Raw genomic sequence first — 24,006 nt, 5'->3', positions numbered from 1 at the left:
CGTCAGGCGGCCGCGAGCGCCGCCACGATCGGGGCGAAGTCCGCCGCCTTGAGGCTGGCCCCGCCGACGAGCGCGCCGTTCACATGGGCAATGGCGAAGATTTCCCTGGCGTTCGAGGCTTTCACCGAGCCGCCGTAGAGCAGTGTCATGTCGGCGCCATCCTCGAAGCGCGCGGAAAGCCTCTCGCGCATCAGCGCGTGAACCTCGGCGATCTGCTCGGCGGTCGGCGTGCGGCCCGAGCCGATGGCCCAGACCGGCTCATAGGCGATCACCGTGTTGCCGGCGCTGGCCCCTTCCGGAACCGATCCGGCAAGCTGGCGCGCGATCACGTCCAGCGTCTCGCCGGCGTCACGCTGCGCGTCGGTCTCGCCCACGCAGATGATCGCGGTCAGGCCCATCCCATGCGCCGCCCCGGCCTTGGCGGCGACCTGGGCGTCGGTCTCGCCGTGATCGGCGCGGCGCTCGGAATGGCCGAGGATCACATGGCTTGCGCCCGCGTCCTTCAGCTGCGCGGCCGAGATGTCGCCGGTATGCGCGCCGGACGCCTTCGCGTGGCAGTCCTGTCCGCCAACCATGACGCCGCCCTGCACCTGCGCGGCCATGGCGGCGATCAGGGTCGCGGGCGGGCAGATCAGCACGCCGCAGCCCTCGGGCGCGGTGAGGGCATCAACCTCGGCCAGCGAGGCCGTGGTGCCGTTCATCTTCCAGTTGCCGGCTGCAAGTTTCCGCGGCGCCATGTCGCCCTCCTGTCTGGTGCGGGACCGGGGGTAGGCGAGCGTGAGGCGGGGATCAAGGGCGCGGCGTCACGCCGGCGCTCGGCTGCCCTCGACCGAAAAGGCCACCGACTCGCCGCAGCCGCAGGCGTCGGTGACATTGGGGTTGCGGAAGCGGAAGCCAGAGTCGAGCAGGCCCGTCTCGAAGTCGATCTCGGTCCCGAAGAGGAACATCTGCGCCATCGGCGCGACGAGGACGCGGGCGGCGCCCTGCTCGATCACCTCCTCGGAGGGGTTCGCCGTCTCGGCCAGTTCCATGGTGTATTCCATGCCCGCGCAGCCGCCCTTCTTGAGGCCGATGCGCAGACCGAAGGCCCCCTTCGACGCCATCAGCGCGGCGATGCGCGCCTCGGCGGCGGGGGTCATGGTGACGGGCGACTTGCCGGGGATCGAGAACATGGACGCGCTCCTTTGGGCTCAAGGTAGGGGTGGCGGGCCTCTGCCGCAAGCCGGGCATGGTTGACTTGCGGCGCGCTCGCGTTGCTAGTCGCGTCGGTTTCGCAGGAGGGACTCGCATGACCGGAACGGAGAAGGGGCCGGTCAGCACGCGGCTGGCACGCGGCGACGTGACCCTCGCGCTGCATGAATGGGGCGCGGCGCAGGCCGGGCCGCCGCTGGTGCTGCTCCATGCCACTGGCTTTCACGGCCGCATTTGGGACCGCGTGGTCGCGGGGCTGGGGCAGCGCCGCGTCATCGCGGTCGATCAGCGCGGCCACGGCGGCAGCGACGCGCCGCCACTCACCGACTGGCGCGACTTCGCGGACGACCTTGCCGCGGTGCTGGAGCGGCTGGACCTTGGGGATGCGACGGTGGTCGGTCACTCGATGGGCGGCGCGGCGGCGCTGATCGCCGCCGCGGGGCGGGCGGCGGAGCGCATCGGCCGGCTGATCCTGATCGACCCGGTGGTGCCCCCGATCCGCCACTATCGCGAAGGCATCAACCCGATGGCGACCCCTCCCGGCGGCACCCACCCCATCGCCCGCCGCCGCGCCCGCTTCGAGGACGCCGCCGCGATGCAGGCCGCGCTGGGCGCGCGGGTGCCCTATGCGCTGTTCGATCGCGCCGTCCTCAGGGACTACTGCACCCACGGCACCCGCCCGGCCAAGGACGGCGGCGTCACCCTCGCCTGCGCGCCGGAATGGGAGGCGCGGGTCTATGACACGATGCTGGGCTTTGCGCATGTCCACGAACTGCTGCCACAGGTGGGTCAGCCCGCGCTGGTCATCCGCGCCATGCCGCCGCAAACGGAGGCCGACAGCCGCGATTTCCGCTTCTCGCCGACCGATCCCGACCTCGCGGCGGCGCTGCCCTACGGCCGCGACCTGCCGCTGCCGCAGCACACGCATTTCCTGCCCATGGAAGCGCCTCAGTTCACCGCGGGGCTGATCCTGGCGGGGGAGGCGGCGCTCACGCCTTGACGCCCCGCGGTCAGATGAACCCGAGTTCCAGCCGCGCCTCGTCCGACATCATGTCCATCCCCCAGGGCGGGTCGAAGGTCATGTGCACGTCCACCTGCCTCACGCCGGGAATCGCGTTCACCGCATCCGCGACCCAGCCGGGCATCTCGCCCGCGACCGGGCAGCCCGGCGCCGTGAGGCTCATGCGGATCGTGACCTCGTTCGCGTCGTCGATGGTGATCGTGTAGATCAGGCCGAGGTCATAGATGTTGACCGGGATCTCGGGGTCGTAAACCGACCGGCAGGCTTCCACCACGCTGTCGTAGAGCGGATGGTCCACGGTCGAGGGTTCGATGAGCGGCTTGCCCTCGGCGGGCGCCGCGGCGGTCTGAGGCTGCATCTGCCGCTCCTTCGCAATATCCGACCGATCATATAGGTCTTGACCCGGCCCCGGTCCAGCCCGCCGGCTTGCCGCGCCGCCGGAAATCGGCCAAGACGCAGTGCGACCGCCTCCTCCGGGATTTCTCATGGCGAAGATCGCCTTCCTGCTCCTCGCCCACAAGGACCCCCGCGGCGTGATCGCGCAGGCGCAGCGGCTGACCGCGACGGGAGACTTCGTCGCGATCCATTTCGATCGCCGTGCGAGACCCGAGGACTTCGCCGCGATCCGCGGCGCGCTTGGTGACAACCCCAACGTCGCCTTCGCCGCCCGCCGCCACCGTTGCGGCTGGGGCCAGTGGTCGCTGGTCGCGGCCACCCTCGCGGCCTTGCGCGCGGCGCTGACGGGTTTTCCGGCGGCGACGCATTTCTACATGCTCTCCGGCGACTGCATGCCGATCAAGCCGGCCGAATACGTCCATGCCTGGCTCGACCGCGAGGACGCCGACTTCATCGAGAGCTTCGACTTCTTCACCTCGGGCTGGATCAAGACCGGCTTCCGCGAGGAGCGGCTGATCTACCGCCATCCCTTCAACGAGCGCACCAACAAGCGGCTGTTCTACCTCTTCTACGAGGTTCAGCGCCGCCTCGGCCTGACCCGGCCGCTGCCGCAGGGGCTCAGGATGATGATCGGCTCGCAATGGTGGTGCCTGCGCCGCGCGACGGTGGAGAAGATCCTCGCCCTCTGCGCCGAACGGCCCGACATCCCGCGCTTCTTTCGTACCACCTGGATCCCCGACGAGACCTTCTTCCAGAGCCTCGTGAACCACCTCGTCCCGCGCGAGGAGATCCGGCGGCGGACGCTGACGTTCCTCATGTTCACCGACTACGGCATGCCCGTGGTCTTCCACGACGACCACCACGACCTGCTGCTGGGACAGGACTACCTCTTCGCCCGCAAGATCAGCCCCGAGGCCGAGGACCTGCGGGCGCGTCTCGGCGCGCTCTGGACCGAGACCGGGCGCAGCCTCCCGATCTCGGGCGAGGGACCGGCGCTCTACCGCTTTCTCACCCGCCGGGGCCGCGAGGGGCGTCGCTTCGCCCCGCGCTTCTGGGAGCGGGCCGACAACCTGCGACGCAGCCATCGGCTGCTGATCGTGGTCTGCAAGCAATGGCACATTGCCAAGCGCCTGGCGGCGGCGATCCGGGCCGAGACCCGGTTGCCCGCCGTCGATTACCTCTTCAACGAACTCGACGCGCATCTGCCCGACCTTGGCGGGATCGAGACCAGCCTGCCCAAGCGCGAGCGGCACCGGCGGGCGCTGATCCGGCTGCTGTTCGAGCGGTTCGGCCGCAAGCGGCTGGTGATCTGCCTTGATCCCCATGCCTATGGCGTCGTGACCGACCTCGCCGCCGACCGCGTCGAGACTCGGCTGCTGCTGATCGAGACGCCCTTCGATGACGCCTATCTCCGCGGGCATATCGTGCGCGCGGGCCTCGCCGCCGCTGATGCGCCGCGCGAGGTGATGGACGGCCTCATAGCCGCTGCGCGGACGGAGCTGGAACTCGAGGTCGAGCGGCTGCGCGACCTTGACCTTGCGCATTTCCACACCATCGGCCGCGATGCCGGTGCCGCGGAAAACGCCGCCGCCCTCGCCGCCTTCCTCGATATTGCGCCGAAAGCCGCGCAGAATGTGCTGGACGCGGCGCCCGCCCTGTTCGCCGACTGACCGGAGAGACCGATGCCCGAGAGCTATGACGACGAGAACGTGTTCGCCCGCATCCTGCGCGGCGAGATCCCCAACGACACCGCCGCCGAGACCGAGCACAGCCTCGCGTTCCGCGATATCCGGCCGCAGGCGCCGACGCATGTGCTGGTGATCCCCAAAGGGGCGTATCGCGACTTCACCGACTTCGCCGAGAACGCGAGCGAGGCCGAGATCGTCGATTTCATCCGCACCGCCGGCCGCGTGGCGCGCGAGGCGGGGGTGGCCGAGGAGGGGTTCCGCGTCATTTCGAACGCCGGGACAAACGGCGTGCAGGAGGTGCCGCATCTGCATCTGCACATCCTCGGCGGCCGGCGCCTCGGGCGGATGCTGCCGGAGAGATGACCGGCGCCGGTGGGGCCGTTAAGCTCCCGAGCGACTCGCTTGACGCGGCGGCGGCATGCGCGGCATAAGCCCGAGGAACTGAACGGGCGTTCAATTACCCTGGGAGGGGCTGCATGTTCACGCCGGCGATGGACTTCGATCTGGGCGAGGATGTCACGGCGCTGCGCGACATGGTCCACCGCTGGGCGCAGGAGCGCGTGAAGCCCCTGGCCGCAGCCATCGATGCCGGAAACGTCTTTCCCCATGAACTCTGGCGCGAGATGGGCGAGCTCGGCCTCCTCGGAATGACCGTCCCTGAGGAATACGACGGCAGCGGCATGGGCTACCTCGCCCATGTGATCGCCACCGAGGAGATCGCCCGCGCCTCGGCCTCCGTCAGCCTCAGCTACGGCGCCCATTCCAACTTGTGCGTGAACCAGATCAAGCTGAACGGCACCGAGGAGCAGAAGCGCCGGTATCTGCCCGGCCTCTGCTCGGGCGAGCATGTCGGCGCGCTGGCGATGTCCGAGACCGGCGCCGGGTCGGACGTGGTCGGCATGAAGCTCAGGGCCGAGAAGCGCAACGACCGCTACATCCTCAACGGCTCCAAATACTGGATCACCAACGGGCCTGACGCCGATGTGCTGGTGGTCTATGCCAAGACCGACCCGGAGGCGGGCAGCCGCGGCATCACCGCCTTCCTGGTCGAGAAGGGAACGACCGGCTTCACGCAAGGACCGCATCTCGACAAGCTCGGCATGCGCGGCTCGAACACCGGCGAGTTGATCTTCGAGGAGGCCGAGGTCCCGATCGAGAACGTGCTGGGCGAGGAGGGGCGCGGCGTCCGCGTCCTCATGTCCGGCCTCGACTATGAGCGGCTGGTCCTCTCGGGCATCGGCACCGGCATCATGGCAGCCTGCCTCGACGAGGTGATGCCCTACCTGCGCGAGCGGCTGCAGTTCGGCCAGCCGATCGGCAGCTTCCAGCTGATGCAGGGCAAGATCGCCGACATGTATACCGCGCTCCAGACCGCGCGGGCCTTCGTCTATGCGGTCGCGCGCCAGTGCGACGCCGGGCGGGTGACGCGGATGGATGCGGCGGCGGCGGTCCTCTACGCCTCCGAGCAGGCGATGGTGCAGGCGCATCAGGCGGTGCAGGCGCTCGGGGGCGCGGGGTTCCTCAACGACAGCGCGGTCAGCCGCCTGTTCCGCGATGCCAAGCTGATGGAGATCGGCGCCGGCACCTCGGAAATCCGTCGGATGCTGATCGGGCGCGAAATGATGGCGGCCGGATGATCGGCGCGGCGGCAGCCTGATGGAGCGCGAGACCACCGGCTTCTTCGACTATGTGCGCGAGGGCAGCATCCTGCATCAGCGCTTCGACTGGCTGGTCGAGGCTCTGGAATGGGCCGCCACAGGGATCAACCTCTTCGCGGTCGCGGTCCTGCTGGTCGGGGCGCTGCGCTTCGTCGCGGGCTTCCTCAAGGCCGAGATCGGCGGCCCCGAGGCGCGGGTGCGCGGGGTCAACGCCGCAAGGATCGGGCTTGGGCGCTACATCCTCGCCGGGCTCGAAATCCTGATCGTGGCCGACATCATCCACACCGCGATCAGCCTGGCGATGGCCGATCTGGTGTTCCTGGGACTGCTCGTCGTGGTCCGCTCGGTCATCTCGTTCTTCCTCGAGCGCGAGCTGGAGGGCGTCCGCAGATCGCTGGAGCGCGGGCCGGACGAAGGCGCGGAGACCGAGCGCCGGGTTGCCGGGGGAGGCGGGTGATGGCGGTCGTGCGAATGGCCCTGCTGGCCGCGGCGCTCGCCGGTCCTGCGGCGGCGCAGGACGCACCCGCCCCGGACGGCTACGACCCGCGCGTCCTCGACGCCTGCCACGCCGCCCGCGACGGGGAGGCGCGCGCCGACTGCATCGGCATCGCCGCCTCGCTCTGCCTCGAGGGCGCGCTGAACGGCACCGCGGTGGCCGTCGCCGCCTGCTACGCGGCCGAGGGGGCGCAATGGCAGGCTCGCCTCGACGAGGCCCTGGCCGCTCTGCGCGCCTCCGCCGCCGCGACCGACGACGCCGCGCCCGAGGGGCCGCGCCGCGCCGATGCCCTCGAGACGGCGCAATCCTCCTGGGCCGCCTGGCGCGAAGCGGAATGCGCCTGGTTCGCGCAGGGCTTCCACGGCGAGGCCTCCGCCGCGGCGGAGGCCGAATGCGCGATGGAGGCGACCGCCCGCCGCGCGCTCTCGCTCGACGCCGCGCGCATGGCGGAGCAGGGGCCGTGACCGCATCCATGAGGTTCCCGCGATGAAACTCCGCTCCGCCGCCCTGCCGTCCTCCGACGCCTTCCGCCAGAACCGCGAGGCGCATCTGGCAATGCTGGCCACCATCCGGGAGGCCGTGGACGCCGCCGCGGCCGGGGGCGGCGCGCAGGCCACCGCCCGCCACACCGCCCGCGGCAAGATGCCCCCGCGCGAGCGGGTGGCGAACCTGCTCGACCCTGGCTCGCCCTTCCTCGAGATCGGCGCGACGGCGGCGCATGGCATGTATGACGGCGATGCCCCCGGCGCGGGGATCATCGCCGGGGTGGGGCGGGTGCATGGCCTCGACGTCATGGTGGTCGCCAACGACGCCACCGTGAAGGGCGGCACCTACTACCCGATGACGGTGAAGAAGCACCTCCGCGCGCAGGAGATCGCCGAAACCTGCCACCTGCCCTGCATCTATCTGGTGGACTCGGGCGGCGCGAACCTGCCGCAGCAGGACGAGGTCTTCCCCGACCGCGACCATTTCGGCCGCATCTTCTACAACCAGGCCAATATGTCCGCGAAGGGCATCCCGCAGATCGCCGTCGTGATGGGGTCATGCACCGCGGGCGGGGCCTATGTTCCGGCCATGTCGGACGTGACCATCATCGTGCGCGAGCAGGGCACGATCTTCCTCGCCGGCCCGCCGCTGGTGCGCGCCGCCACCGGCGAGGTCGTCAGCGCCGAGGACCTCGGCGGCGGCGACGTCCACACGCGGCTCTCGGGCGTGGCCGATTATCTGGCCGAGGACGACGCCCATGCGCTCGCCCTCGCGCGGCGGGCCGTCGAGCATCTCAACCGCCGCATGCCGCAGACGGTGGTGTGGCAATCGCCCGAGCCGCCCGCGCTCGACCCCGATGACATCCTCGGCATCGTTCCCGCCGACCTCCGCACCCCCTACGACATCCGCGAGGTCATCGTCCGCGTCGTGGACGGCTCGCGCTTCGACGAGTTCAAGGCGCGCTTCGGCGAGACCCTCGTCACCGGCTTCGCCCATGTCGAGGGCTGCCCCGTCGGCATCGTCGCCAACAACGGCGTCCTCTTCAGCGAATCCGCCGTGAAGGGCGCGCATTTCATCGAGCTCTGCTCGCAGCGCGGCATTCCCTTGGTGTTTCTCCAGAACATCACCGGCTTCATGGTGGGCCGCAGATACGAGAACGAGGGCATCGCCCGCCACGGCGCCAAGATGGTGACGGCGGTCGCCACCACCTCGGTCCCGAAGATCACCATGCTGGTCGGCGGCAGCTTCGGCGCCGGCAACTACGGCATGGCCGGCCGCGCCTATTCGCCGCGCTTCCTCTGGACCTGGCCCAACTCGCGCATCAGCGTCATGGGCGGCGAGCAGGCGGCGGGCGTGCTCGCCACCGTCCGCCGCGAGGGGATCGAGCGCAAGGGCGGCACTTGGTCCGCCGAGGAGGAGGCCGCATTCAAGCGCCCCACGATCGAGATGTTCGAGCGCCAGTCGCATCCGCTCTACGCCTCCGCCCGCCTCTGGGACGACGGCGTGGTGGACCCGCGCAAGACCCGCGACGTGCTGGCGCTGAGCCTGCGAGCGAGCCTCAACGCCCCGATCGAGCCGACGCGCTTCGGCGTCTTCAGGATGTGACGCCCGTGCCCCTTCTTCTGTCCGAAAATATCCCGCGGGGTCCGGGGGCGCGCAGCCCCCGGCCTTTCCACGAGAGAGGCGCCGCATGTTCAGCAAGATCCTGATCGCCAACCGCGGCGAGATCGCCTGCCGGGTGATCGACACCTGCCGCCGCCTCGGCGTGCCGACGGTCGCCGTCTATTCCGACGCCGACCGCGCCGCGCGGCATGTCGCGCTGGCCGACGAGGCGGTACATATCGGCGGCCCCGCGCCGAAGGACAGCTACCTGCGCGGCGAGGCGATCATCGCCGCGGCGCAGGCGACCGGCGCGGAGGCGATCCATCCGGGCTACGGTTTCCTCAGCGAGAACCCGGATTTCGTGGATGCCGTGACCGTCGCCGGGCTGGTCTTCATCGGTCCCTCGGCCGCCGCGATCCGGGCCATGGGGCTGAAGGACGCCGCCAAGGCGCTGATGGAGGAGGCAGGCGTTCCGGTGGTCCCCGGCTACCACGGCGCGGATCAGGACGCCGGCCGGCTCGCGCAAGAGGCCGCGCGGATCGGCTGGCCGGTCCTCATCAAGGCCGTGGCGGGCGGCGGCGGCAAGGGCATGCGCCGCGTAGACCGGCCGGCGGATTTCACCGACGCCCTCGCCTCGGCCCGGGGCGAGGCCACGACCGCCTTCGGCAACCCCGCCGTGCTGATCGAGAAATACATCGAGCAGCCGCGCCATATCGAGGTGCAGGTCTTCGGCGACGGCACCCGCGCCGTCCACATGTTCGAGCGTGACTGTTCCCTGCAGCGCCGCCACCAGAAGGTGATCGAGGAAGCGCCCGCGCCGGGCATGACGCCCGAAATGCGCGCCGCGATGGGGCAGGCCGCCGTCCGCGCGGCGGAGGCGATTGGCTACAGCGGCGCGGGGACGATCGAGTTCATCGTGGACGGCTCGCGCGGCCTCCGGCCGGACGGCTTCTGGTTCATGGAGATGAACACCCGCCTGCAGGTCGAGCACCCCGTGACCGAGGCGATCACCGGCATCGACCTTGTGGAATGGCAACTCCGCGTCGCCTCGGGCGAGCCGCTGCCGAAGCGCCAGGACGAGCTGACGATCACCGGCCACGCCTTCGAGGCGCGGCTCTATGCCGAGGACGTGCCCGCGGGCTTCCTCCCCGCGACCGGCCGCCTCGCGCATCTGCGCTTCGCCGAGAACGCCCGCAACGAGACCGGCGTGCGGCAGGGCGACAGCATCAGCCCGTGGTACGATCCGATGATCGCCAAGGTCATCACCCACGGCCCGACCCGCGCCATCGCGTTGCGCGCGCTCGAAACCGCGCTGACCGACACCGAGGTCGCGGGCACCGTCACCAACCTCGACTTCCTCATCGCCCTCACCCGACACGACGGCTTCCGCCGCGGCGAGGTGGACACCGGCCTCATCGCCCGCGACCTCGACGCGCTGCTGGATCAGGCCGAGCCGCCGCCCGAGACGCAGGCGCTCGCGTTGCTGGGCGTCGCGGGGCTGCACGCGCCGGAGGTGCGGGGTGGCGTCACGCTCTGGGCACCGCTCAGACGCACGGTGACATGGGAGGGCGGCGAGGGCGTGGTCGAGGTTCTCGGCCCCGGTCGCGCCCGCGTGACGCTCGACCGCGCCGCGCATGAGATCGCCTGGGAGGGCGGCCGCTGGTGGGTGGATGGCAGCCCGCGCCGCTCGCGGATCGTGACCCATGACGCGGGCGTCAGCGTCTTCGGCGGCCGCAGCCTGACGCTGGTGCCGCAGGACCCGCTCGACCGCCATACCGAGGCCGCGGGGGCTGCGCTCACGCTCTCGCCGATGCCGGGGCTGGTCAAGGCGGTCTTCGTCGCAGCCGGGCAGCAGGTGGCGGCGGGCGACCGGCTGGCGATCCTCGAAGCGATGAAGATGGAGCACACGCTGACCGCCGCCCGCGACGGTACCGTGGCCGAGGTGCTGGCGGAGGCGGGCGCGCAGGTCGAGGCAGGCGCGCCGCTGATCCGGCTGGAGGACGAGGATGAGTGACGCATCCCCCGAGGGCGGCCAAGTCGAGGACGACGGCGGCATCACCCTCTGGCACGTCCCGCTGTCGCGCTCGATGCGGGTCATGTGGCTGCTGAACGAGTTGGAACTGCCGTTCGCAGTGAAGCTGCTCGACATCACGAGCAAGCAGATGCGCGAGGCGGAATACGCCGCCATCCACCCGGTCGGCCGCGCCCCGGCGCTGAAGGTGGACGGCACCATCATCCACGAATCCGGCGCCATGATCGAATATCTCTGCGAGACGCGGGGGCAGCACCTCTGGCGCGCGCCGGGGGAGGAGGGGCGGCTCGGCTGGCTCGACTGGCTGCATTTCGCGGAAACCATCGGCCAGCACATCGCCGCCCTGACGCAGAGTCACCTGATGCTGCGCGATCCCGCCACGCGCTCGCTCACGGTGATGAAGCTGGAGACGGCGCGGCTGGGGCGCACGCTGCGGCTGGTCGAGCAGACGGTCGAGGGGCAGGACTGGCTGATGGCCGGCGGCTTTTCGGGCGTGGATTGCGCGGTCGGCTGGTCGGTCTGGACCGCCGGCCGCTTCGTGCGGCTGAGCGAGCCGCTGGTGGCCTATGTCGCCCGCTGCGCCGAACGCCCTGCCTTCCGGGCCTCGCTGCCGGGGGCGGATCAGCCGGTGCTCTACGACCGCGATTTCTACGAGTTGCCGGATGGCTGAGTTCGTCGAGATCTTCGAGACGGGTCCGCGCGACGGGCTTCAGAACGAGGCCCGGCAGATCCCTGCAGCCGAGAAGATCGCCCTCGTGGACCTGCTGAGCCGGGCGGGCTTCCGCCGCATCGAGGTCACGAGTTTCGTCAGCCCGAAATGGGTGCCGCAGATGGCGGATGCAGCCGAGGTCATGGCCGGAATCGCGCGGCGCGGCGGCGTTGCCTATGCAGCCTTGACGCCGAACCTGAAGGGCTACGAGGCGGCGCGCGCGGCGGGCGTCGATCAGGTCGCGGTCTTCGCCTCGGCCTCCGAGGGCTTCAGCCGCGCCAACCTCAACGCCTCCATCGCCGAGAGCCTCGAGCGTTTCGCCCCGGTGGCCGAGGCCGCGCGGCGCGACGGCATCCCCGTGCGCGGCTACATCAGCGTGGCGACCGACTGCCACTTCGACGGCCCGACCCCGCCCGCCTCGGTCGCGCGCGTGGCGGCGGCGCTGCGCGACCTCGGCTGCCACGAGGTCGTGCCCAGCGACACCATCGGCCGCGGCACGCCCGAGGCGGTGGACGCGATGCTGGCCGCGGTGCTGGACGAACTGCCGCCCGAGCGGCTGGCCGGGCATTTCCACGACACCGGGGGCCGGGCGCTCGCCAATATCGATGCGGCGATTGCCCGCGGGCTGCGGGTCTTCGACGCGGCGGTGGGGGGGCTCGGCGGTTGCCCCTACGCGCCGGGCGCGGCGGGGAACGTGGCGACCGAGGCGGTGGCCGCGCATCTGGCGGCGGCGGGGTATGAGACCGGGCTGGACGCGGGCGTGCTGGCCGAGGCGGCGGCGATGGCGCGGGGGATGCGCGGGTGAGAGGACATATGGAAACGATCCGCATCGACACCGACGCCCGCGGCGTGGCGACGCTCTGGCTCGCGCGCGCCGACAAGCACAACGCGCTCTCGGCGGCCATGATGGACGAGCTGACCGAGGCGGCCGCCACACTCGGCGCCGATCCGGCGGTGCGCGTGGTGGTGCTGGCGGCCGAGGGAAAGAGCTTCTGCGCCGGGGGCGATCTCGGCTGGATGCAGGAGCAGATGCGCGCCGACGCCGCCACGAGGCGCGCGGGGGCGGAGCGGCTGGCGGGGATGCTGAATGCGCTTAACGAGATGCCGAAGCCCCTGATCGGGCGCGTCCACGGCAACGCCTTCGGCGGCGGCGTCGGCATGATGTCGGTCTGCGACGTGGCGGTGGGCGTGCATGGCGCCCGCTTCGGCTTCACCGAGACGAAGCTCGGCCTGATCCCGGCGACCATCGGCCCCTATGTCCTCGCGCGCATGGGCGAGGACAAGGCGCGGCGGGTGTTCATGTCGGCCCGGCTCTTCGACGCCGCGGAGGCGGTGCGGCTGAACCTGCTGGCCGCCGTCGTGAACGCCGGGGATCTCGACGCCGCGGTGGAGGACGAGGTCGCGCCGTATCTCTCCGTCGCGCCCGGCGCAGTGGCGGAGGCCAAGCGCCTCGCCCGCGCCCTCGGGCCCCGCATCGACGCGGAGGTGATCGCCCATTCCATCGGCCGCCTGATCGCCGTCTGGGAGGGCGAGGAGGCCGCCGAGGGCATCGCCGCCTTCTTCGAGAAGCGCCCGCCTGCTTGGGCGCAGTAGTCACGGAGCCGTTGGCGGCCCCGCCCGCCGGTTGACAGCCCTGCACGCGCGGGCCACCACCCGGCCATGATCCCCTTTCCCGCCATCGACCCGGTCGCCGTCACCATCCCGCTGCCGGGCGGGGCCGGGTTGCCGATCCGCTGGTATGCGCTCGCCTATCTCGCCGGGCTCGCCGGGGGCTGGTGGCTGATGGCGCGGCTGATGCGGCGCGAGGGCCTCTGGGGCGACGGCGCGCCGATGCGGCCCGGACAGGTGGAGGAGCTGCTGACCTGGGTCGTCGCGGGCGTCGTCCTCGGCGGCCGGCTGGGCTTCGTGCTGTTCTACCAGCCCGGCTACTACCTCGCCAATCCGCTCGACATCCTGAAGGTCTGGCAGGGGGGGATGAGCTTTCACGGCGGCTTTCTCGGCGTCCTCCTCGCCACCCTCCTGTGGTGCCGCCGGACCGGGATCGAGGCGCTCCGCGTGATCGACGCCATCGCCGTGGTCTCGCCGCTTGGCCTGTTCTTCGGCCGCCTCGCCAACTTCATCAACGCCGAGCTCTGGGGGCGGCCGACCGATGCGCCCTGGGGCGTGGTCTTCCCTGGCCCCGCGGCGCAGGACTGCCCCGGCGTCGAGGGCCTCTGCGCCCGCCATCCGAGCCAGCTCTACGAGGCGGGCCTTGAGGGGCTGCTGCTGGGCCTCGTCATGTGGCTGCTGGTCCGCCGCGGCGGGCTGGCGCGGCCGGGCCTTGCGGGCGCGGTGTTCCTCGCGGGCTACGGCATTGCGCGGTTCTTCGTCGAGTTCTTCCGCGAGGCCGACGCGCAGTTCATCACGCCCGAGAACCCGCTGGGCCATGTCATCGGCGGGCCGGTCTGGGGCGCCTCGATGGGGCAGCTGCTGTCGTTGCCGATGATCGTCGTCGGGCTGCTGGTCGCATGGTGGGCGCTCCGCCGCCCCGTTCGCGGGTGACGCCGCTCGCCCGCCGCCTCGCGGCGCGCATCCGCATGACCGGGCCGCTGACGCTCGCCGACTACATGGAGGCCTGCCTGCTCGACCCCGAGCACGGCTACTACGCCACCCGCGATCCCTTCGGACGCGCGGGCGATTTCACCACGGCGCCGGAGATCAGCCAGCTTTTCGGCGAGATGCTGGGCCTCGCGCTCGGGCAGGCGTGGCTGGATCAGGGCCGGCCCGAGGGCGCGGTGCTGGCCGAGCTTGGGCCGGGGCGCGGGACGCTGATGGCGGATGTGCGCCGCGTGCTCAGGCGGGCGCTCGGCTGGCGGCCGGAGGTGGTGCTGGTCGAGGCCTCGCCGCATCTGCGCGGGGTGCAGAGGCAGCGGCTTGGCGATGTAACGCATCTCGACAGCGTCGCAGGTTTGCCGCAGAGACCGTTGTTCCTGCTGGCGAACGAGTTTTTCGACGCGCTGCCGATCCGGCAGTTCGAGCGCGTGGCAGGCGGCTGGGCCGAGCGGCTCATCGGGCTCGATCCCAAGACCGGCGGGCTGCGCCTTGGCCTCGGCACCCCGCTGCCGATGCCGCGTGAGGCCACCTTGGGCGAGGTCTGGGAGGTTCGCGACGCCGCGCCGCCGATCATGGCCGAACTGGCCGGGCGCATCGCCCGGCATGGCGGGGCGGCGATCGTGGTGGACTACGGCACCTGGGACGGGCGCGGCGACAGTTTTCAGGCGCTGCGCGGCCATGCGCCGGAGGACCCGCTGGCCCGCCCCGGCGAGGCCGACCTGACCAGCCATGTCGATTTCGCCCCCCTCGCCGTCGCCGCGCTCGAGGCAGGTGCGGCGGTCTCCGCCCCCGTCGGGCAGGGCGCGCTTCTGGCCTCCCTCGGCATCGCCGAGCGCGCCGCGCGCCTCGCCGCGGCGCAGCCCGCGACCATCGAGGCCGCCGTTCACCGCTTGACCGATCCCGCGCAGATGGGTGAGTTGTTCAAGGCGCTCGCCGTCTGGCCGGGTGCCGCGCCGCCGCCTCCGGGCTTCACGCCGCTCCGCCGGCCGGACGAGGGGACCCTAGATGCAGGTGATGCTTGAGATCCTGACGCATCCGCTGCTGGACGGCGTGCGACACGGGTTCTTCACCCGCAAGGGCGGGGCGTCGTCGGGCCTCTATGCCGGGCTGAACTGCGGCCGCGGGTCGTCGGACCAGAGCGAGGCGGTGGCCGTCAACCGCGCCCGGGTGGCCGAGGCGATGGGCGTGGCGCCGGAGCGGCTGGTGAACCTGCATCAGAGCCATACGGCCAATGTGGTCACGGTCGGACCCGACACCGACCTCGCCGCGCTGCGCGGGACCCCGGCCGACGCCCTCGTCACGGCCGAGCCGGGCATCGCGCTCGCGGTGCTGACCGCCGACTGCCAGCCGATCCTGCTGGCGGACAGGCGGGCCGGGGTGATCGGGGCGGTCCATGCGGGCTGGAAGGGGACGCTTGGCGGGGTGATCGAGGCGGCGGTGGAGGCCATGCGCGCGCTCGGCGCGCGCGACATCGGCGCGGTGGTCGGGCCGACGATCAGCCAGCGGGCCTATGAGGTCGGCCACGAACTGATGGAGCAGTTCACCGACGACGACCCCGACCTTGCCCGTTTCTTCGCGGGCGGGCCGAACGGGCGGCCGATGTTCGACCTGCCCGGCCTCGGCGTCGCGCGGCTGCGCGCGGCGGGGGTGGAAGCCGAGTGGTCGCGGCATTGCACCTATGGCGACCCGGAGCGGTTCTTCAGCTATCGCCGCTCGACCCACCGGGAGGAGCCGGATTACGGCCGCCTGATCTCGGCCATCGCGCTCTGAGGCCTCACCCCACGGCGCGGGCGCGGGTCTCGACGATCTCGAAGGGCACGCCCGGCTCGTCCTTGGCGCAGCGGATCACGAGGCTGGTCTTGACGCTGGCCACGTTGTCGGCGGCGGTCAGCTCGTCGGTCAGGAACCGCTGGAAGGTGCCGAGGTCAGGGGCGACGCATTTCAGGATGAAGTCGATCTCGCCGTTCAGCATCCGGCATTCGCGGACAAGCGGCCAGGCGCGGGCCCTGGCCTCGAAGGCCGAGAGGTCGCGCTCGGACTGGCTGACGAGGCGGACCATGGCGAAGACCTCGACCTCGAAGCCGAGGGCGCGCGGGTCGATGTCGGCGTGGTAGCCGCGGATCAGCCCCATCTCCTCGAGCGCGCGGACGCGGCGCAAGCAGGGCGGGGCCGAGATCCCGACGCGGCGGGCCAGTTCGACATTGGTCATGCGCCCGTCGTCCTGCAACTCGCTGAGGATGCGGCGGTCGATGTCGTCGAGCTTGGCGGCAGCCATTCGGTGCGTCCCCGGTGCAGGAAGATGCCGGACGCTATCCCAGGGGCGCGCTCCGCGCAACATTCTTTCGCGGTCCGTCCTCGACCCGGCGCCTGCGTTGCGGCTTGCGCCTGCCTCCGCTAGCAGATGCGCGACCCGTCAGGAGACCCGCGATGCCCGAGACCGACGCCCCCCGTCACGCCCATGTGCTCATCATCGGCTCCGGCCCGGCCGGCTACACCGCCGCCGTCTATGCCGCGCGCGCCATGCTGCGGCCGGTGCTGATCCAGGGTGGCCAGCCCGGCGGGCAGTTGACCATCACAACGGACGTCGAGAACTGGATCGGCGACACCACCGTGCAAGGCCCCGACCTGATGCTGCGGATGGAGGCCCATGCGCGCGAGATGGGGACCGAGATCGTCTCGGACATCGTGACCGCGCTCGACCTGTCGCGGCGGCCCTTCACGGCGGTCTGCGACTCGGGCGCGCGCTACACGGCAGATGCGGTGATCCTCGCCACCGGGGCGCAGGCCCGCTGGCTCGGGATCGCGTCCGAGGGCCTGTTCCAGGGCTTCGGCGTCAGCGCCTGCGCCACCTGCGACGGCTTCTTCTTCCGCGGCAAGGAAGTGGTCGTGGTCGGCGGCGGCAACACCGCGGTCGAGGAGGCGCTGTTCCTGACCAACTTCGCCAGCAAGGTGACGCTGGTCCACCGCCGCGACAGCCTGCGGGCCGAGCGCATCCTGCAGGACCGCCTGTTCCGCAACCCGAAGATCGAACTCGCCTGGAATGCCGAGGTGGATGAGATCCTCGGCACCGACAGCCCGCGCGGGGTGACGGGGGTGCGGCTGCGCTCGACCACCGACGGCGGCCTGCGCGTGCTGCCCGCCGACGGCGTCTTCATCGCCATCGGCCACGTCCCCGCCTCGGAACTCGTCCGCGGCCAGCTGCCGCTCCGCGAGGGCGGCTATGTCGAGGTCGAGCCCGGCTCCACCCGCACTGCCATCCGCGGCGTCTTTGCCGCGGGCGACCTGACCGACGATGTGTACCGCCAGGCGGTCACGAGCGCGGGCATGGGCTGCATGGCCGCGCTCGACGCCGAGCGGTTCCTTGCCGCCGTGGCCCCGGACGCGATCGCCGCGGCCGAGTGACGGCCTCGGGTTGTATCCCGACGGTGGGGCGCGTATGGCGCCCGCGCTTGCCCTCCATTCCCGGATGACCCGATGAACATGCAGATCCTGACGCCCATCCCCGAGCTTTATGTCAGCCCCGACTCGGCGCAGAAGCTCAAGGTCCAGGCCGGCTCGATGCCGAGCTGGGACCTGACCCCGCGCCAGGTCTGCGACCTCGAGCTGCTGATGAACGGCGGCTTCAACCCGCTGAAGGGCTTCCTTGGGCGCGAGGATTACGAGGGCGTGGTCGAGAACATGCGCCTCGCGGACGGCACCCTCTGGCCGATGCCGATCACGCTCGACGTGAGCGAAGCCTTCGCCGAGAAGATCGAGGAAGGCACCGACATCGCGCTGCGCGATGCCGAGGGCGTGATCCTCGCAATCCTGTCGGTCACGGACAAGTGGACGCCCGACAAGTCGAACGAGGCCGCCAAGGTCTTCGGCGCCGACGACCTGGCGCATCCGTCGGTCAACTACCTGCACCACTCCGCCGGGCCGGTTTATCTCGGCGGTCCCGTCACCGGGCTGCAGCCGCCCATGCATTACGATTTCCGCGGCCGCCGCGACACGCCGAACGAGATGCGCGCGCTCTTCCGCAAGCTCGGCTGGCGCCGGGTGGTGGCGTTCCAGACCCGCAACCCGCTGCACCGCGCGCATCAGGAGCTGACCTTCCGCGCCGCCCGCGAGGCGCAGGCGAACCTGCTGATCCACCCGGTCGTGGGCCTGACGAAGCCCGGCGACGTGGACCACTTCACCCGCGTGCGCTGCTACGAGGCGGTGCTGGACAAATACCCATCCTCGACCACCACGCTGAGCCTGCTGAACCTCGCCATGCGCATGGCCGGGCCGCGCGAGGCCGTGTGGCACGGGCTGATCCGCAAGAACCACGGCTGCACGCATTTCATCGTCGGCCGCGACCATGCCGGGCCGGGCAAGAACAGCCAGGGCGAGGATTTCTACGGCCCCTATGACGCGCAGGACCTGTTCCGCGAGCACGAGGCCGAGATCGGCCTCGAGATGGTGGACTTCAAGCACATGGTCTATGTGCAGGAGCGCGCCCAATACGAGCCCGCCGACGAGATCGAGGAGGGCGTGACCGTCCTCAATATCTCCGGCACCGAACTCCGCCGCCGCCTGCGCGAGGGGCTGGAAATCCCCGAGTGGTTCAGCTTCCCCGAGGTCGTGGGCGAACTCCGCCGCACCTCGCCCCCGCGCTCGCAGCAGGGGTTCACGGTGTTCTTCACCGGGCTTTCAGGGTCGGGCAAATCGACGATCGCCAACGCGCTGATGGTCAAGCTGATGGAGATGGGCGGGCGCCCGGTCACGCTGCTCGACGGCGACGTGGTGCGCAAGCACCTGTCCTCGGAGCTGGGCTTCTCCAAGGAGCACCGCGACATCAACATCAAGCGCATCGGCTATGTCGCCTCCGAGATCACCAAGAACGGCGGCATCGCCATCTGTGCCCCGATCGCGCCCTATACCGCCACCCGGCGCTCGGTGCGCGAGATGATCGAGCAATACGGCGCCTTCGTGGAGATCCACGTCGCCACCTCGCTGGAGGAATGCGAACGCCGCGACCGCAAGGGCCTCTACAAGCTGGCGCGCGAGGGCAAGATCAAGGAATTCACCGGCATTTCGGACCCGTATGAGGAGCCGAAGACCCCGGAGCTTCGGGTGGATACCGAGGGCGTGGACGTGGACAACGCCGCGCATCAGGTGCTGCTGAAGCTGGAGGGGATGGGATTGATCGGGTTGAATTGAGGGACGCCCAAGAGGCGAACAGTTGAAGGCACGCGCTCTGGCCGGGGCGCGTGCCTTTTTCATGAGTGCGGCAGAAACGGGGTGGCGGAAGCACGCAGATCGATAGTCGGCCGTCGCAAAAAAGCCCCGGCCGCAGCCGGGGCTACACAACCCTCTCAACCCGCGGTCAATGCACGCTGACCGGCGCCAAATCGTTCTGCCGCGCCAGCACAAACGCCAGCCCCCTGTCGCGGACCAATGCAAGCCGCTCGCCATCGGCGCCGTGAACCGCGTAAAGCGTCTCCAGCCCGACCAACTGCTGCTGCACCTCTTGGGGAAGCGTGTCGACCGCCACCGGGCGGACATAGACGGTGTTGCCCATCTCTTCGGGCGCGAAATCGTGTTTCATGTTCATGGCGTCGATCCCCTTCATCTGCGGCTGATCGGTATGGTCTGGACGATCTGGTCCGGCGCATGCCGTTCCAGATCCACATGCAGCAGCCCGTGTTCGAGCCGCGCCCCCGTCACCTCCAGCCCCTCGCCCAGCACGAAGCTGCGCTGGAAGGCGCGGGCGGCGATGCCGCGGTGGAGGAACACGCGCTCCTCGGCCCCGGTCTCGGAGCGGCGGCCGCGGATCACCAGTTCCCGCGCCTCCATCGTCACCGACAGCTCGTCCTCGGCAAAGCCGGCGACGGCGAGGGTGACGCGGAAGCCGTCGGGCGCGCGATGCTCGATGTTGCAGGGCGGGTAGCCCTCGGCACCGCGGGCGGCACGTTCGGCCAGGCGTTCGATCTGGTCGAAGCCCAGAAGGAACGGATGGGTGCCGAAACCGGGTCTGGTCATCTCTGGCGTGCGTCCTCGATCACAAGCGACTGCCGGAGATCCCTCAAGCGGCAATCTCCGGCACCAGATATGGGAACGAAGCGCCAACTCCTCAAGCCTTGTTTGTCAGGTGGCCGGGTTGACGGCAGTATGGGCGCGCAGGCCCCCCGCGGCGAATCGCCGACGGGCGCCTGACCAGTTGCGGAACGCCCATGCCCACCGACCACGTCATGTCCCCCGAGGAAGTCGCCGGCGCCGAACTCGCACGCCTGCGCGACGACCACCGCCGTCTCGACGCCCGCATCGCCGCGCTCGGCGTCGAGGGGTTGCCGGTCTGCAGCTTCACGCTGGGCCGGCTGAAACGCGAGAAGCTGCGGTTGAAGGACCGCATCGCGCGGCTCGAGGATCGGCTGACGCCGGACATCATCGCCTGAGACGCGCGGTTGCGGGGCGTGGGGGCACGGCTATAAGGGCCGGGTTTCCCGCGCGAGGAGGCCGCGATGCCCGAGACACCCCCGGTCGGCATCATCATGGGCAGCCAGTCCGACTGGCCGACGCTGCGCGAAGCGGCGGCGGTGCTGGACGAACTGGGCGTGGCCTGGGAGGCGCGGATCGTCAGCGCGCATCGCACGCCGGACCGGCTGTGGGACTACGGGCGGCAGGCGGTAGGGCGGGGGCTGAAGGTCATCATCGCGGGCGCGGGCGGGGCGGCGCATCTGCCGGGGATGATGGCGTCCAAGACGCGGCTGCCGGTGATCGGGGTGCCGGTGCAGACGAAGGCGCTCGGCGGGCTCGACAGCCTTTATTCCATCGTCCAGATGCCGAAGGGGTTTCCAGTTGCCACCATGGCGATCGGGGCGGCGGGGGCGGCCAATGCCGGACTGATGGCGGCGTCGATCCTGGCGCTCTCGGACGAGGGGCTGGCGCGGCGGCTGGATGACTGGCGCGCGGCGCTCTCGGCCTCGATCCCGGAGGTGCCTGCCGATGACTGAGGCGCTGCCCCCCGGCTCGGTGATCGGCATCCTCGGCGGCGGCCAGCTCGGCCGGATGCTTTCGGTCGCGGCGAGCCGGCTCGGCTACCGCTGCCACATCTACGAGCCGGGGCCTGCGCCCGCAGGCGACGTGGCGCACCGACTGACCACCGCCCCCTGGGAGGACGAGGGCGCCATGCGCGCCTTCGCGGCGAGCGTCGATGTCGTCACCTACGAGTTCGAGAACGTCCCCGCCGCGGCGCTCGACCTGATCGAGACGGTTGCTCCGGTGCGCCCCGGCCGCCGCGCGCTCGTGGTCAGTCAGGATCGGCTGGACGAGAAGGATTTTCTCTCGGGGCTGGGCCTTGCCGTGGCGCCCTATGCGCGCGTGGATGGGGCGGAAGACCTCGCAGCGGCTTTGGCGCATCATGGCGAGGGCATCCTCAAGACCCGCCGGTTCGGCTATGACGGCAAGGGCCAGCTGCGCCTCGCGCCGGGCGACGATCCGGTGGCGGCCTGGGGGCAGATGGGCGTCCCCGCCGTGTTCGAGGGGCTGGTCCGCTTCTCCGGCGAGATCAGCGTGATCGTGGCGCGCGGCGCGGACGGGCGGGTGGCGGCCTATGATCCGGGGCTTAACCTGCACGAGGGCGGCATCCTGCGGACCACGACCGTGCCCTGCGGGTTGCCGGAGCGGGTGACGACCGACGCGGTGCTGCTGGCCGGGCGGATCGTCAATGCGCTCGACTATGTGGGCGTGATGGGGGTGGAGCTGTTCGTGACGCGGCAGGGGCTGGTCGTGAACGAGATCGCGCCGCGGGTCCACAATTCGGGCCACTGGACGCAAGCGGGCTGCGTGGTGGACCAGTTCGAGCAGCATATCCGCTGTGTCGCGGGCCTGCCGCTGGGCGACGGGCGGCGGCATGCGGATGTGGTGATGGAGAACCTGATCGGCGACGACATGGACCGGGTGCCGGAGCTGCTGGCCACGCCGGGATGCCAGCTCCACCTCTACGGCAAGGCCGAAACCCGGCCGGGGCGGAAGATGGGGCATGTGAACCGGATCGCCGGATAGCAGCGCTTCCGCGCGAGGGATTGGGGCGCGTGAACCAATCCCGCTCGATACGGCGACGGAGCAAAACAGAGGGTCCGCGCCCGCACGAATGTGGGCGCAATCGCGCCCGCCTGTGGGGCGGGCGGGCGCGGACCCGTCCGCTTTGGCGGACGGCGGGATGTAGCGGACGCGCCGTGTCAGAGGGAGGACTCAGCCCTCCATCGCCTCCAGCTCGTCAATGAACCCCTCGATCATCGACAGCCCCTTGTCCCAGAACGCCGGGTCCGCCGCGTCGAGCCCGAAGGGCGCCAGCAGCTCCTTGTGGTGCTTCGAGCCGCCGGCCTTCAGCATGTCGAAATACTTCTCCTGGAAGTCCGGCAAGCCGTCCTCGTAGGCGGCATAGAGCGCGTTCACGAGGCCGTCGCCGAAGGCATAGGCGTAGACGTAGAAGGGCGAGTGCACGAAGTGGGGCACATAGGTCCAGAAGGTCTCGTAGCCCGGCATGAAGGCGAAGGCGTCGCCGAGGCTCTCGGTCTGGACGGCCATCCAGAGGGCGTTGATGTCCTCGGGCGTGAGTTCGCCTTCGGCGCGGGCAGCGTGCAGGCGGCATTCGAAGTCGTAGAACGCGATCTGCCGGACCACGGTGTTGATCATGTCCTCGACCTTGCCGGCCAGCAGGGCCTTGCGCTGCGCCGGGTCGGTGGTCTTTTCCAGCAGCGCGCGGAAGGTCAGCATCTCGCCGAAGACGCTCGCCGTCTCGGCCAGCGTGAGCGGCGTCGAGGCCAGCAGCTCGCCCTGCGCCGCCGCGAGCCGCTGGTGGACGCCGTGGCCGAGTTCATGCGCGAGCGTCATCACGTCGCGCGGCTTGCCAAGGTAGTTCAGCATCACGAACGGATGCGCCGTGGTCACGGTCGGATGCGCGAAGGCGCCGGGCGCCTTGCCGGGTTTCACTGCGGCATCAGTCCAGCCGTCCTCGAAGAAGGGCCGCGCCAGTTCCTTCAGCCGCGGGTCGAAGCCGGCATAGGCCTCCTCGACCGTGGCGCGGGCCTCGTCCCAGCCGATCAGCCGCGGCGCGGCGGTCGGCAGCGGCGCGTTGCGGTCCCAGACTTCCAGCTTCTCAAGCCCCAGCCACTTCGCCTTCAGGCGATAATACCGATGCGACAGCCGCGGATAGGCGGCGGTCACGGCGTTCTGCAGCGCCTCCACCACCTCCGGCTCGACATCGTTCGACAGGTGCCGCGCGGTCTGCGGCGTCGGCATCTTGCGCCAGCCGTCCTCGACCGCCTTCTCCTTGGCCAGCGTGTTGTGGATGCGCGAGAAGAGCTTGACGTTGCGGGTGAAGACCTCGGCCAGCGCCCGCGCCGCCGTCTCGCGCCGGGCGCGGTCGTGGTCGGTCAGCCGGTCCAGCGTAGCCTCGAGGCCGAGGGTCTCGCCCCCGACCTCGAAGGTCAGCCCGGCCGTGGTCTCGTCGAAGAGCCGGTTCCAGGCCGCCGCGCCGACGACGCTGTTGTCGTGCAGGAACCGCTCCAGCTCGTCCGAGAGCTGGTAGGGCTTCAGCGCCCGCATGCGGTCGAACACCGGCTTGTAGCGCGCCGGGCCGTCCTCGGCGGTGAACACGGCCTGATAGCGGTCGTCGGGGATGCGGTTGAACTCGAGGCTGAAGAACACGAGCGGCGTGGTCGCGTCGGTGATCTTCTGCTGCAGGTCGCCCAGCATCTTCGCGCGACCGGCGTCGGTCGTGTTCTGGTAGTAGCGCAGTCCGGCATAGGACATGATCCGCCCGGCGAGGATGTCGATCTCCTCATAGGCGCGGATCGCCTCCAGCATTTCGACGGGCGACAGCTCCGCCAGCTTGCCCTCGTAGCGGCCGGCGAACGCGGCCGCGGCTTCCGTCACGCGGCGCACGTCCTCGCCGAGCGCCGGGTCGTCGGGCGCGGCGTAGAGGGCGGAGAGGTCCCATTCCGGCAGCGTGCCGAGGTCGGGAAGGTTGCGCGGCGCGTCGGTCATCGGGGGCTCCTCGGAATTTTCGGTGTCGAGGCAGGACTTGGCCACCGGCGCGCGCGGATGCAAGGCGAGGACATGCGAAGGGGCCGGCGCGGCGGCCGGCCCCTCCTCGATAACATGGCGC

Annotated in this window: 26 protein-coding genes; 19 read left to right on the top strand and 7 right to left on the bottom strand. The window is 70.7% G+C overall.

The window, feature by feature from the left end; all coding sequences use genetic code 11:
* Positions 1 to 2 precede the first annotated feature (2 nt).
* Together tpiA and GI374_RS07680 are read right to left on the bottom strand one after the other, a co-directional pair.
* Entirely contained in the window at positions 3 to 737 is a 735-nt protein-coding gene (tpiA, locus tag GI374_RS07685) for a triose-phosphate isomerase (protein ID WP_154336439.1), read from the bottom strand.
* A 66-nt stretch (positions 738 to 803) separates the two neighbouring features.
* Complete coding sequence (locus tag GI374_RS07680; protein WP_154336438.1) at positions 804 to 1,172, bottom strand: iron-sulfur cluster assembly accessory protein; 369 nt, start codon at positions 1,170 to 1,172, stop codon at positions 804 to 806.
* Positions 1,173 to 1,288: 116 nt separating this feature from the next.
* On the opposite strand from GI374_RS07680, the gene GI374_RS07675 reads away from it, so the two are divergent.
* Complete coding sequence (locus GI374_RS07675) at positions 1,289 to 2,191, top strand: alpha/beta fold hydrolase (RefSeq protein ID WP_195759875.1); 903 nt, start codon at positions 1,289 to 1,291, stop codon at positions 2,189 to 2,191.
* 10 nt (positions 2,192 to 2,201) lie between these two features.
* On the opposite strand, the gene GI374_RS07670 is transcribed toward GI374_RS07675, so the two are convergent.
* On the bottom strand, positions 2,202 to 2,570 hold the full coding sequence (locus GI374_RS07670; RefSeq protein WP_154336436.1) for an SUF system Fe-S cluster assembly protein: 369 nt from the start codon (positions 2,568 to 2,570) through the stop codon (positions 2,202 to 2,204).
* A 127-nt stretch (positions 2,571 to 2,697) separates the two neighbouring features.
* Between GI374_RS07670 and GI374_RS07665 the strand changes: the two genes are divergently transcribed.
* The 13 genes from GI374_RS07665 (at position 2,698) to pgeF (ending at position 15,641) form a co-directional block, all read left to right on the top strand.
* Positions 2,698 to 4,278: a DUF5928 domain-containing protein gene (locus GI374_RS07665; protein ID WP_154336435.1), complete on the top strand. Its 1,581-nt coding sequence runs from the start codon at positions 2,698 to 2,700 to the stop codon at positions 4,276 to 4,278.
* A gap of 12 nt (positions 4,279 to 4,290) precedes the next feature.
* On the top strand, positions 4,291 to 4,659 hold the full coding sequence (locus tag GI374_RS07660) for a histidine triad nucleotide-binding protein (RefSeq protein WP_154336434.1): 369 nt from the start codon (positions 4,291 to 4,293) through the stop codon (positions 4,657 to 4,659).
* Positions 4,660 to 4,772: 113 nt separating this feature from the next.
* The gene (locus GI374_RS07655; protein WP_154336433.1) at positions 4,773 to 5,933 is read left to right on the top strand and encodes an isovaleryl-CoA dehydrogenase; all 1,161 of its coding nucleotides are present in this window, start codon (positions 4,773 to 4,775) and stop codon (positions 5,931 to 5,933) included.
* A gap of 19 nt (positions 5,934 to 5,952) precedes the next feature.
* Entirely contained in the window at positions 5,953 to 6,411 is a 459-nt protein-coding gene (locus GI374_RS07650) for a DUF1622 domain-containing protein (RefSeq protein WP_154336432.1), read from the top strand.
* A complete protein-coding gene (locus GI374_RS07645) occupies positions 6,411 to 6,914 on the top strand; it encodes a lysozyme inhibitor LprI family protein (protein ID WP_154336431.1) in 504 nt (167 codons plus the stop codon). Before GI374_RS07650 ends, GI374_RS07645 begins: the two co-directional genes overlap by 1 nt.
* Before the next feature lie 22 nt (positions 6,915 to 6,936).
* The gene (locus GI374_RS07640) at positions 6,937 to 8,541 is read left to right on the top strand and encodes a carboxyl transferase domain-containing protein (protein ID WP_154336430.1); all 1,605 of its coding nucleotides are present in this window, start codon (positions 6,937 to 6,939) and stop codon (positions 8,539 to 8,541) included.
* Positions 8,542 to 8,626: 85 nt separating this feature from the next.
* Positions 8,627 to 10,552: an acetyl/propionyl/methylcrotonyl-CoA carboxylase subunit alpha gene (locus tag GI374_RS07635; RefSeq protein ID WP_154336429.1), complete on the top strand. Its 1,926-nt coding sequence runs from the start codon at positions 8,627 to 8,629 to the stop codon at positions 10,550 to 10,552.
* Positions 10,545 to 11,240 carry a glutathione S-transferase family protein gene (locus GI374_RS07630; RefSeq protein WP_154336428.1) on the top strand — a complete coding sequence of 232 codons (696 nt, stop codon included), beginning with the start codon at positions 10,545 to 10,547 and terminating at the stop codon, positions 11,238 to 11,240. The genes GI374_RS07635 and GI374_RS07630 overlap by 8 nt, the downstream gene beginning before the upstream one ends.
* A complete protein-coding gene (locus tag GI374_RS07625; RefSeq protein WP_154336427.1) occupies positions 11,233 to 12,084 on the top strand; it encodes a hydroxymethylglutaryl-CoA lyase in 852 nt (283 codons plus the stop codon). The genes GI374_RS07630 and GI374_RS07625 overlap by 8 nt, the downstream gene beginning before the upstream one ends.
* A gap of 8 nt (positions 12,085 to 12,092) precedes the next feature.
* Positions 12,093 to 12,872, top strand: coding sequence for a crotonase/enoyl-CoA hydratase family protein (locus GI374_RS07620; protein WP_154336426.1), 780 nt, complete (start codon positions 12,093 to 12,095; stop codon positions 12,870 to 12,872).
* A 66-nt stretch (positions 12,873 to 12,938) separates the two neighbouring features.
* The gene (gene lgt, locus GI374_RS07615) at positions 12,939 to 13,820 is read left to right on the top strand and encodes a prolipoprotein diacylglyceryl transferase (RefSeq protein ID WP_154336425.1); all 882 of its coding nucleotides are present in this window, start codon (positions 12,939 to 12,941) and stop codon (positions 13,818 to 13,820) included.
* Positions 13,817 to 14,893 (top strand): class I SAM-dependent methyltransferase, encoded by a 1,077-nt coding sequence (locus GI374_RS07610; RefSeq protein WP_370515228.1) that lies wholly within the window; start codon positions 13,817 to 13,819, stop codon positions 14,891 to 14,893. Before lgt ends, GI374_RS07610 begins: the two co-directional genes overlap by 4 nt.
* The gene (gene pgeF / locus GI374_RS07605; RefSeq protein WP_195759878.1) at positions 14,886 to 15,641 is read left to right on the top strand and encodes a peptidoglycan editing factor PgeF; all 756 of its coding nucleotides are present in this window, start codon (positions 14,886 to 14,888) and stop codon (positions 15,639 to 15,641) included. The genes GI374_RS07610 and pgeF overlap by 8 nt, the downstream gene beginning before the upstream one ends.
* Positions 15,642 to 15,645: 4 nt before the next feature.
* Here pgeF and GI374_RS07600 read toward each other — a convergent pair whose 3' ends face one another.
* The gene (locus GI374_RS07600; RefSeq protein ID WP_154336422.1) at positions 15,646 to 16,146 is read right to left on the bottom strand and encodes an Lrp/AsnC family transcriptional regulator; all 501 of its coding nucleotides are present in this window, start codon (positions 16,144 to 16,146) and stop codon (positions 15,646 to 15,648) included.
* 152 nt (positions 16,147 to 16,298) lie between these two features.
* Between GI374_RS07600 and trxB the strand changes: the two genes are divergently transcribed.
* Positions 16,299 to 17,273 (top strand): thioredoxin-disulfide reductase, encoded by a 975-nt coding sequence (gene trxB, locus GI374_RS07595; protein WP_154336421.1) that lies wholly within the window; start codon positions 16,299 to 16,301, stop codon positions 17,271 to 17,273.
* 72 nt (positions 17,274 to 17,345) lie between these two features.
* Complete coding sequence (locus GI374_RS07590; RefSeq protein WP_370515217.1) at positions 17,346 to 19,055, top strand: bifunctional sulfate adenylyltransferase/adenylylsulfate kinase; 1,710 nt, start codon at positions 17,346 to 17,348, stop codon at positions 19,053 to 19,055.
* 166 nt (positions 19,056 to 19,221) lie between these two features.
* Here GI374_RS07590 and GI374_RS07585 read toward each other — a convergent pair whose 3' ends face one another.
* Both GI374_RS07585 and GI374_RS07580 read right to left on the bottom strand, forming a co-directional pair.
* Positions 19,222 to 19,449, bottom strand: a complete 228-nt coding sequence (locus GI374_RS07585) for a DUF1150 family protein (protein WP_154336535.1) — start codon at positions 19,447 to 19,449, stop codon at positions 19,222 to 19,224.
* Positions 19,450 to 19,463: 14 nt separating this feature from the next.
* Complete coding sequence (locus GI374_RS07580; RefSeq protein WP_154336420.1) at positions 19,464 to 19,877, bottom strand: Hsp20 family protein; 414 nt, start codon at positions 19,875 to 19,877, stop codon at positions 19,464 to 19,466.
* 191 nt (positions 19,878 to 20,068) lie between these two features.
* On the opposite strand from GI374_RS07580, the gene GI374_RS07575 reads away from it, so the two are divergent.
* The 3 genes from GI374_RS07575 (at position 20,069) to GI374_RS07565 (ending at position 21,899) form a co-directional block, all read left to right on the top strand.
* The gene (locus GI374_RS07575; RefSeq protein WP_154336419.1) at positions 20,069 to 20,290 is read left to right on the top strand and encodes a YdcH family protein; all 222 of its coding nucleotides are present in this window, start codon (positions 20,069 to 20,071) and stop codon (positions 20,288 to 20,290) included.
* A gap of 66 nt (positions 20,291 to 20,356) precedes the next feature.
* Positions 20,357 to 20,848, top strand: a complete 492-nt coding sequence (gene purE / locus GI374_RS07570) for a 5-(carboxyamino)imidazole ribonucleotide mutase (RefSeq protein WP_154336418.1) — start codon at positions 20,357 to 20,359, stop codon at positions 20,846 to 20,848.
* Positions 20,841 to 21,899, top strand: a complete 1,059-nt coding sequence (locus GI374_RS07565) for a 5-(carboxyamino)imidazole ribonucleotide synthase (RefSeq protein WP_154336417.1) — start codon at positions 20,841 to 20,843, stop codon at positions 21,897 to 21,899. Before purE ends, GI374_RS07565 begins: the two co-directional genes overlap by 8 nt.
* Positions 21,900 to 22,088: 189 nt before the next feature.
* Here GI374_RS07565 and GI374_RS07560 read toward each other — a convergent pair whose 3' ends face one another.
* Positions 22,089 to 23,885 carry a M3 family oligoendopeptidase gene (locus GI374_RS07560; RefSeq protein ID WP_154336416.1) on the bottom strand — a complete coding sequence of 599 codons (1,797 nt, stop codon included), beginning with the start codon at positions 23,883 to 23,885 and terminating at the stop codon, positions 22,089 to 22,091.
* Positions 23,886 to 24,006 lie beyond the last annotated feature (121 nt).

The organism is Paracoccus sp. S-4012 (assembly GCF_009674885.1).
GTDB lineage: Bacteria > Pseudomonadota > Alphaproteobacteria > Rhodobacterales > Rhodobacteraceae > Paracoccus.
Note: the sequence above shows the minus strand (reverse complement) of the source record. Positions and strands in the feature narration are given on the sequence as shown.

What these genes read in the sequence shown, in the direction of transcription:
- tpiA (WP_154336439.1), bottom strand. Translation starts at nt 737, where the DNA reads ATGGCGCCGCGGAAACTTGCAGCCGGCAACTGGAAGATGAACGGCACC.
- GI374_RS07680 (WP_154336438.1), bottom strand. Translation starts at nt 1,172, where the DNA reads ATGTTCTCGATCCCCGGCAAGTCGCCCGTCACCATGACCCCCGCCGCC.
- GI374_RS07675 (WP_195759875.1), top strand. Translation starts at nt 1,289, where the DNA reads ATGACCGGAACGGAGAAGGGGCCGGTCAGCACGCGGCTGGCACGCGGC.
- GI374_RS07670 (WP_154336436.1), bottom strand. Translation starts at nt 2,570, where the DNA reads ATGCAGCCTCAGACCGCCGCGGCGCCCGCCGAGGGCAAGCCGCTCATC.
- GI374_RS07665 (WP_154336435.1), top strand. Translation starts at nt 2,698, where the DNA reads ATGGCGAAGATCGCCTTCCTGCTCCTCGCCCACAAGGACCCCCGCGGC.
- GI374_RS07660 (WP_154336434.1), top strand. Translation starts at nt 4,291, where the DNA reads ATGCCCGAGAGCTATGACGACGAGAACGTGTTCGCCCGCATCCTGCGC.
- GI374_RS07655 (WP_154336433.1), top strand. Translation starts at nt 4,773, where the DNA reads ATGTTCACGCCGGCGATGGACTTCGATCTGGGCGAGGATGTCACGGCG.
- GI374_RS07650 (WP_154336432.1), top strand. Translation starts at nt 5,953, where the DNA reads ATGGAGCGCGAGACCACCGGCTTCTTCGACTATGTGCGCGAGGGCAGC.
- GI374_RS07645 (WP_154336431.1), top strand. Translation starts at nt 6,411, where the DNA reads ATGGCGGTCGTGCGAATGGCCCTGCTGGCCGCGGCGCTCGCCGGTCCT.
- GI374_RS07640 (WP_154336430.1), top strand. Translation starts at nt 6,937, where the DNA reads ATGAAACTCCGCTCCGCCGCCCTGCCGTCCTCCGACGCCTTCCGCCAG.
- GI374_RS07635 (WP_154336429.1), top strand. Translation starts at nt 8,627, where the DNA reads ATGTTCAGCAAGATCCTGATCGCCAACCGCGGCGAGATCGCCTGCCGG.
- GI374_RS07630 (WP_154336428.1), top strand. Translation starts at nt 10,545, where the DNA reads ATGAGTGACGCATCCCCCGAGGGCGGCCAAGTCGAGGACGACGGCGGC.
- GI374_RS07625 (WP_154336427.1), top strand. Translation starts at nt 11,233, where the DNA reads ATGGCTGAGTTCGTCGAGATCTTCGAGACGGGTCCGCGCGACGGGCTT.
- GI374_RS07620 (WP_154336426.1), top strand. Translation starts at nt 12,093, where the DNA reads ATGGAAACGATCCGCATCGACACCGACGCCCGCGGCGTGGCGACGCTC.
- lgt (WP_154336425.1), top strand. Translation starts at nt 12,939, where the DNA reads ATGATCCCCTTTCCCGCCATCGACCCGGTCGCCGTCACCATCCCGCTG.
- pgeF (WP_195759878.1), top strand. Translation starts at nt 14,886, where the DNA reads ATGCTTGAGATCCTGACGCATCCGCTGCTGGACGGCGTGCGACACGGG.
- GI374_RS07600 (WP_154336422.1), bottom strand. Translation starts at nt 16,146, where the DNA reads ATGGCTGCCGCCAAGCTCGACGACATCGACCGCCGCATCCTCAGCGAG.
- trxB (WP_154336421.1), top strand. Translation starts at nt 16,299, where the DNA reads ATGCCCGAGACCGACGCCCCCCGTCACGCCCATGTGCTCATCATCGGC.
- GI374_RS07590 (WP_370515217.1), top strand. Translation starts at nt 17,346, where the DNA reads ATGAACATGCAGATCCTGACGCCCATCCCCGAGCTTTATGTCAGCCCC.
- GI374_RS07585 (WP_154336535.1), bottom strand. Translation starts at nt 19,449, where the DNA reads ATGAACATGAAACACGATTTCGCGCCCGAAGAGATGGGCAACACCGTC.
- GI374_RS07580 (WP_154336420.1), bottom strand. Translation starts at nt 19,877, where the DNA reads ATGACCAGACCCGGTTTCGGCACCCATCCGTTCCTTCTGGGCTTCGAC.
- GI374_RS07575 (WP_154336419.1), top strand. Translation starts at nt 20,069, where the DNA reads ATGCCCACCGACCACGTCATGTCCCCCGAGGAAGTCGCCGGCGCCGAA.
- purE (WP_154336418.1), top strand. Translation starts at nt 20,357, where the DNA reads ATGCCCGAGACACCCCCGGTCGGCATCATCATGGGCAGCCAGTCCGAC.
- GI374_RS07565 (WP_154336417.1), top strand. Translation starts at nt 20,841, where the DNA reads ATGACTGAGGCGCTGCCCCCCGGCTCGGTGATCGGCATCCTCGGCGGC.
- GI374_RS07560 (WP_154336416.1), bottom strand. Translation starts at nt 23,885, where the DNA reads ATGACCGACGCGCCGCGCAACCTTCCCGACCTCGGCACGCTGCCGGAA.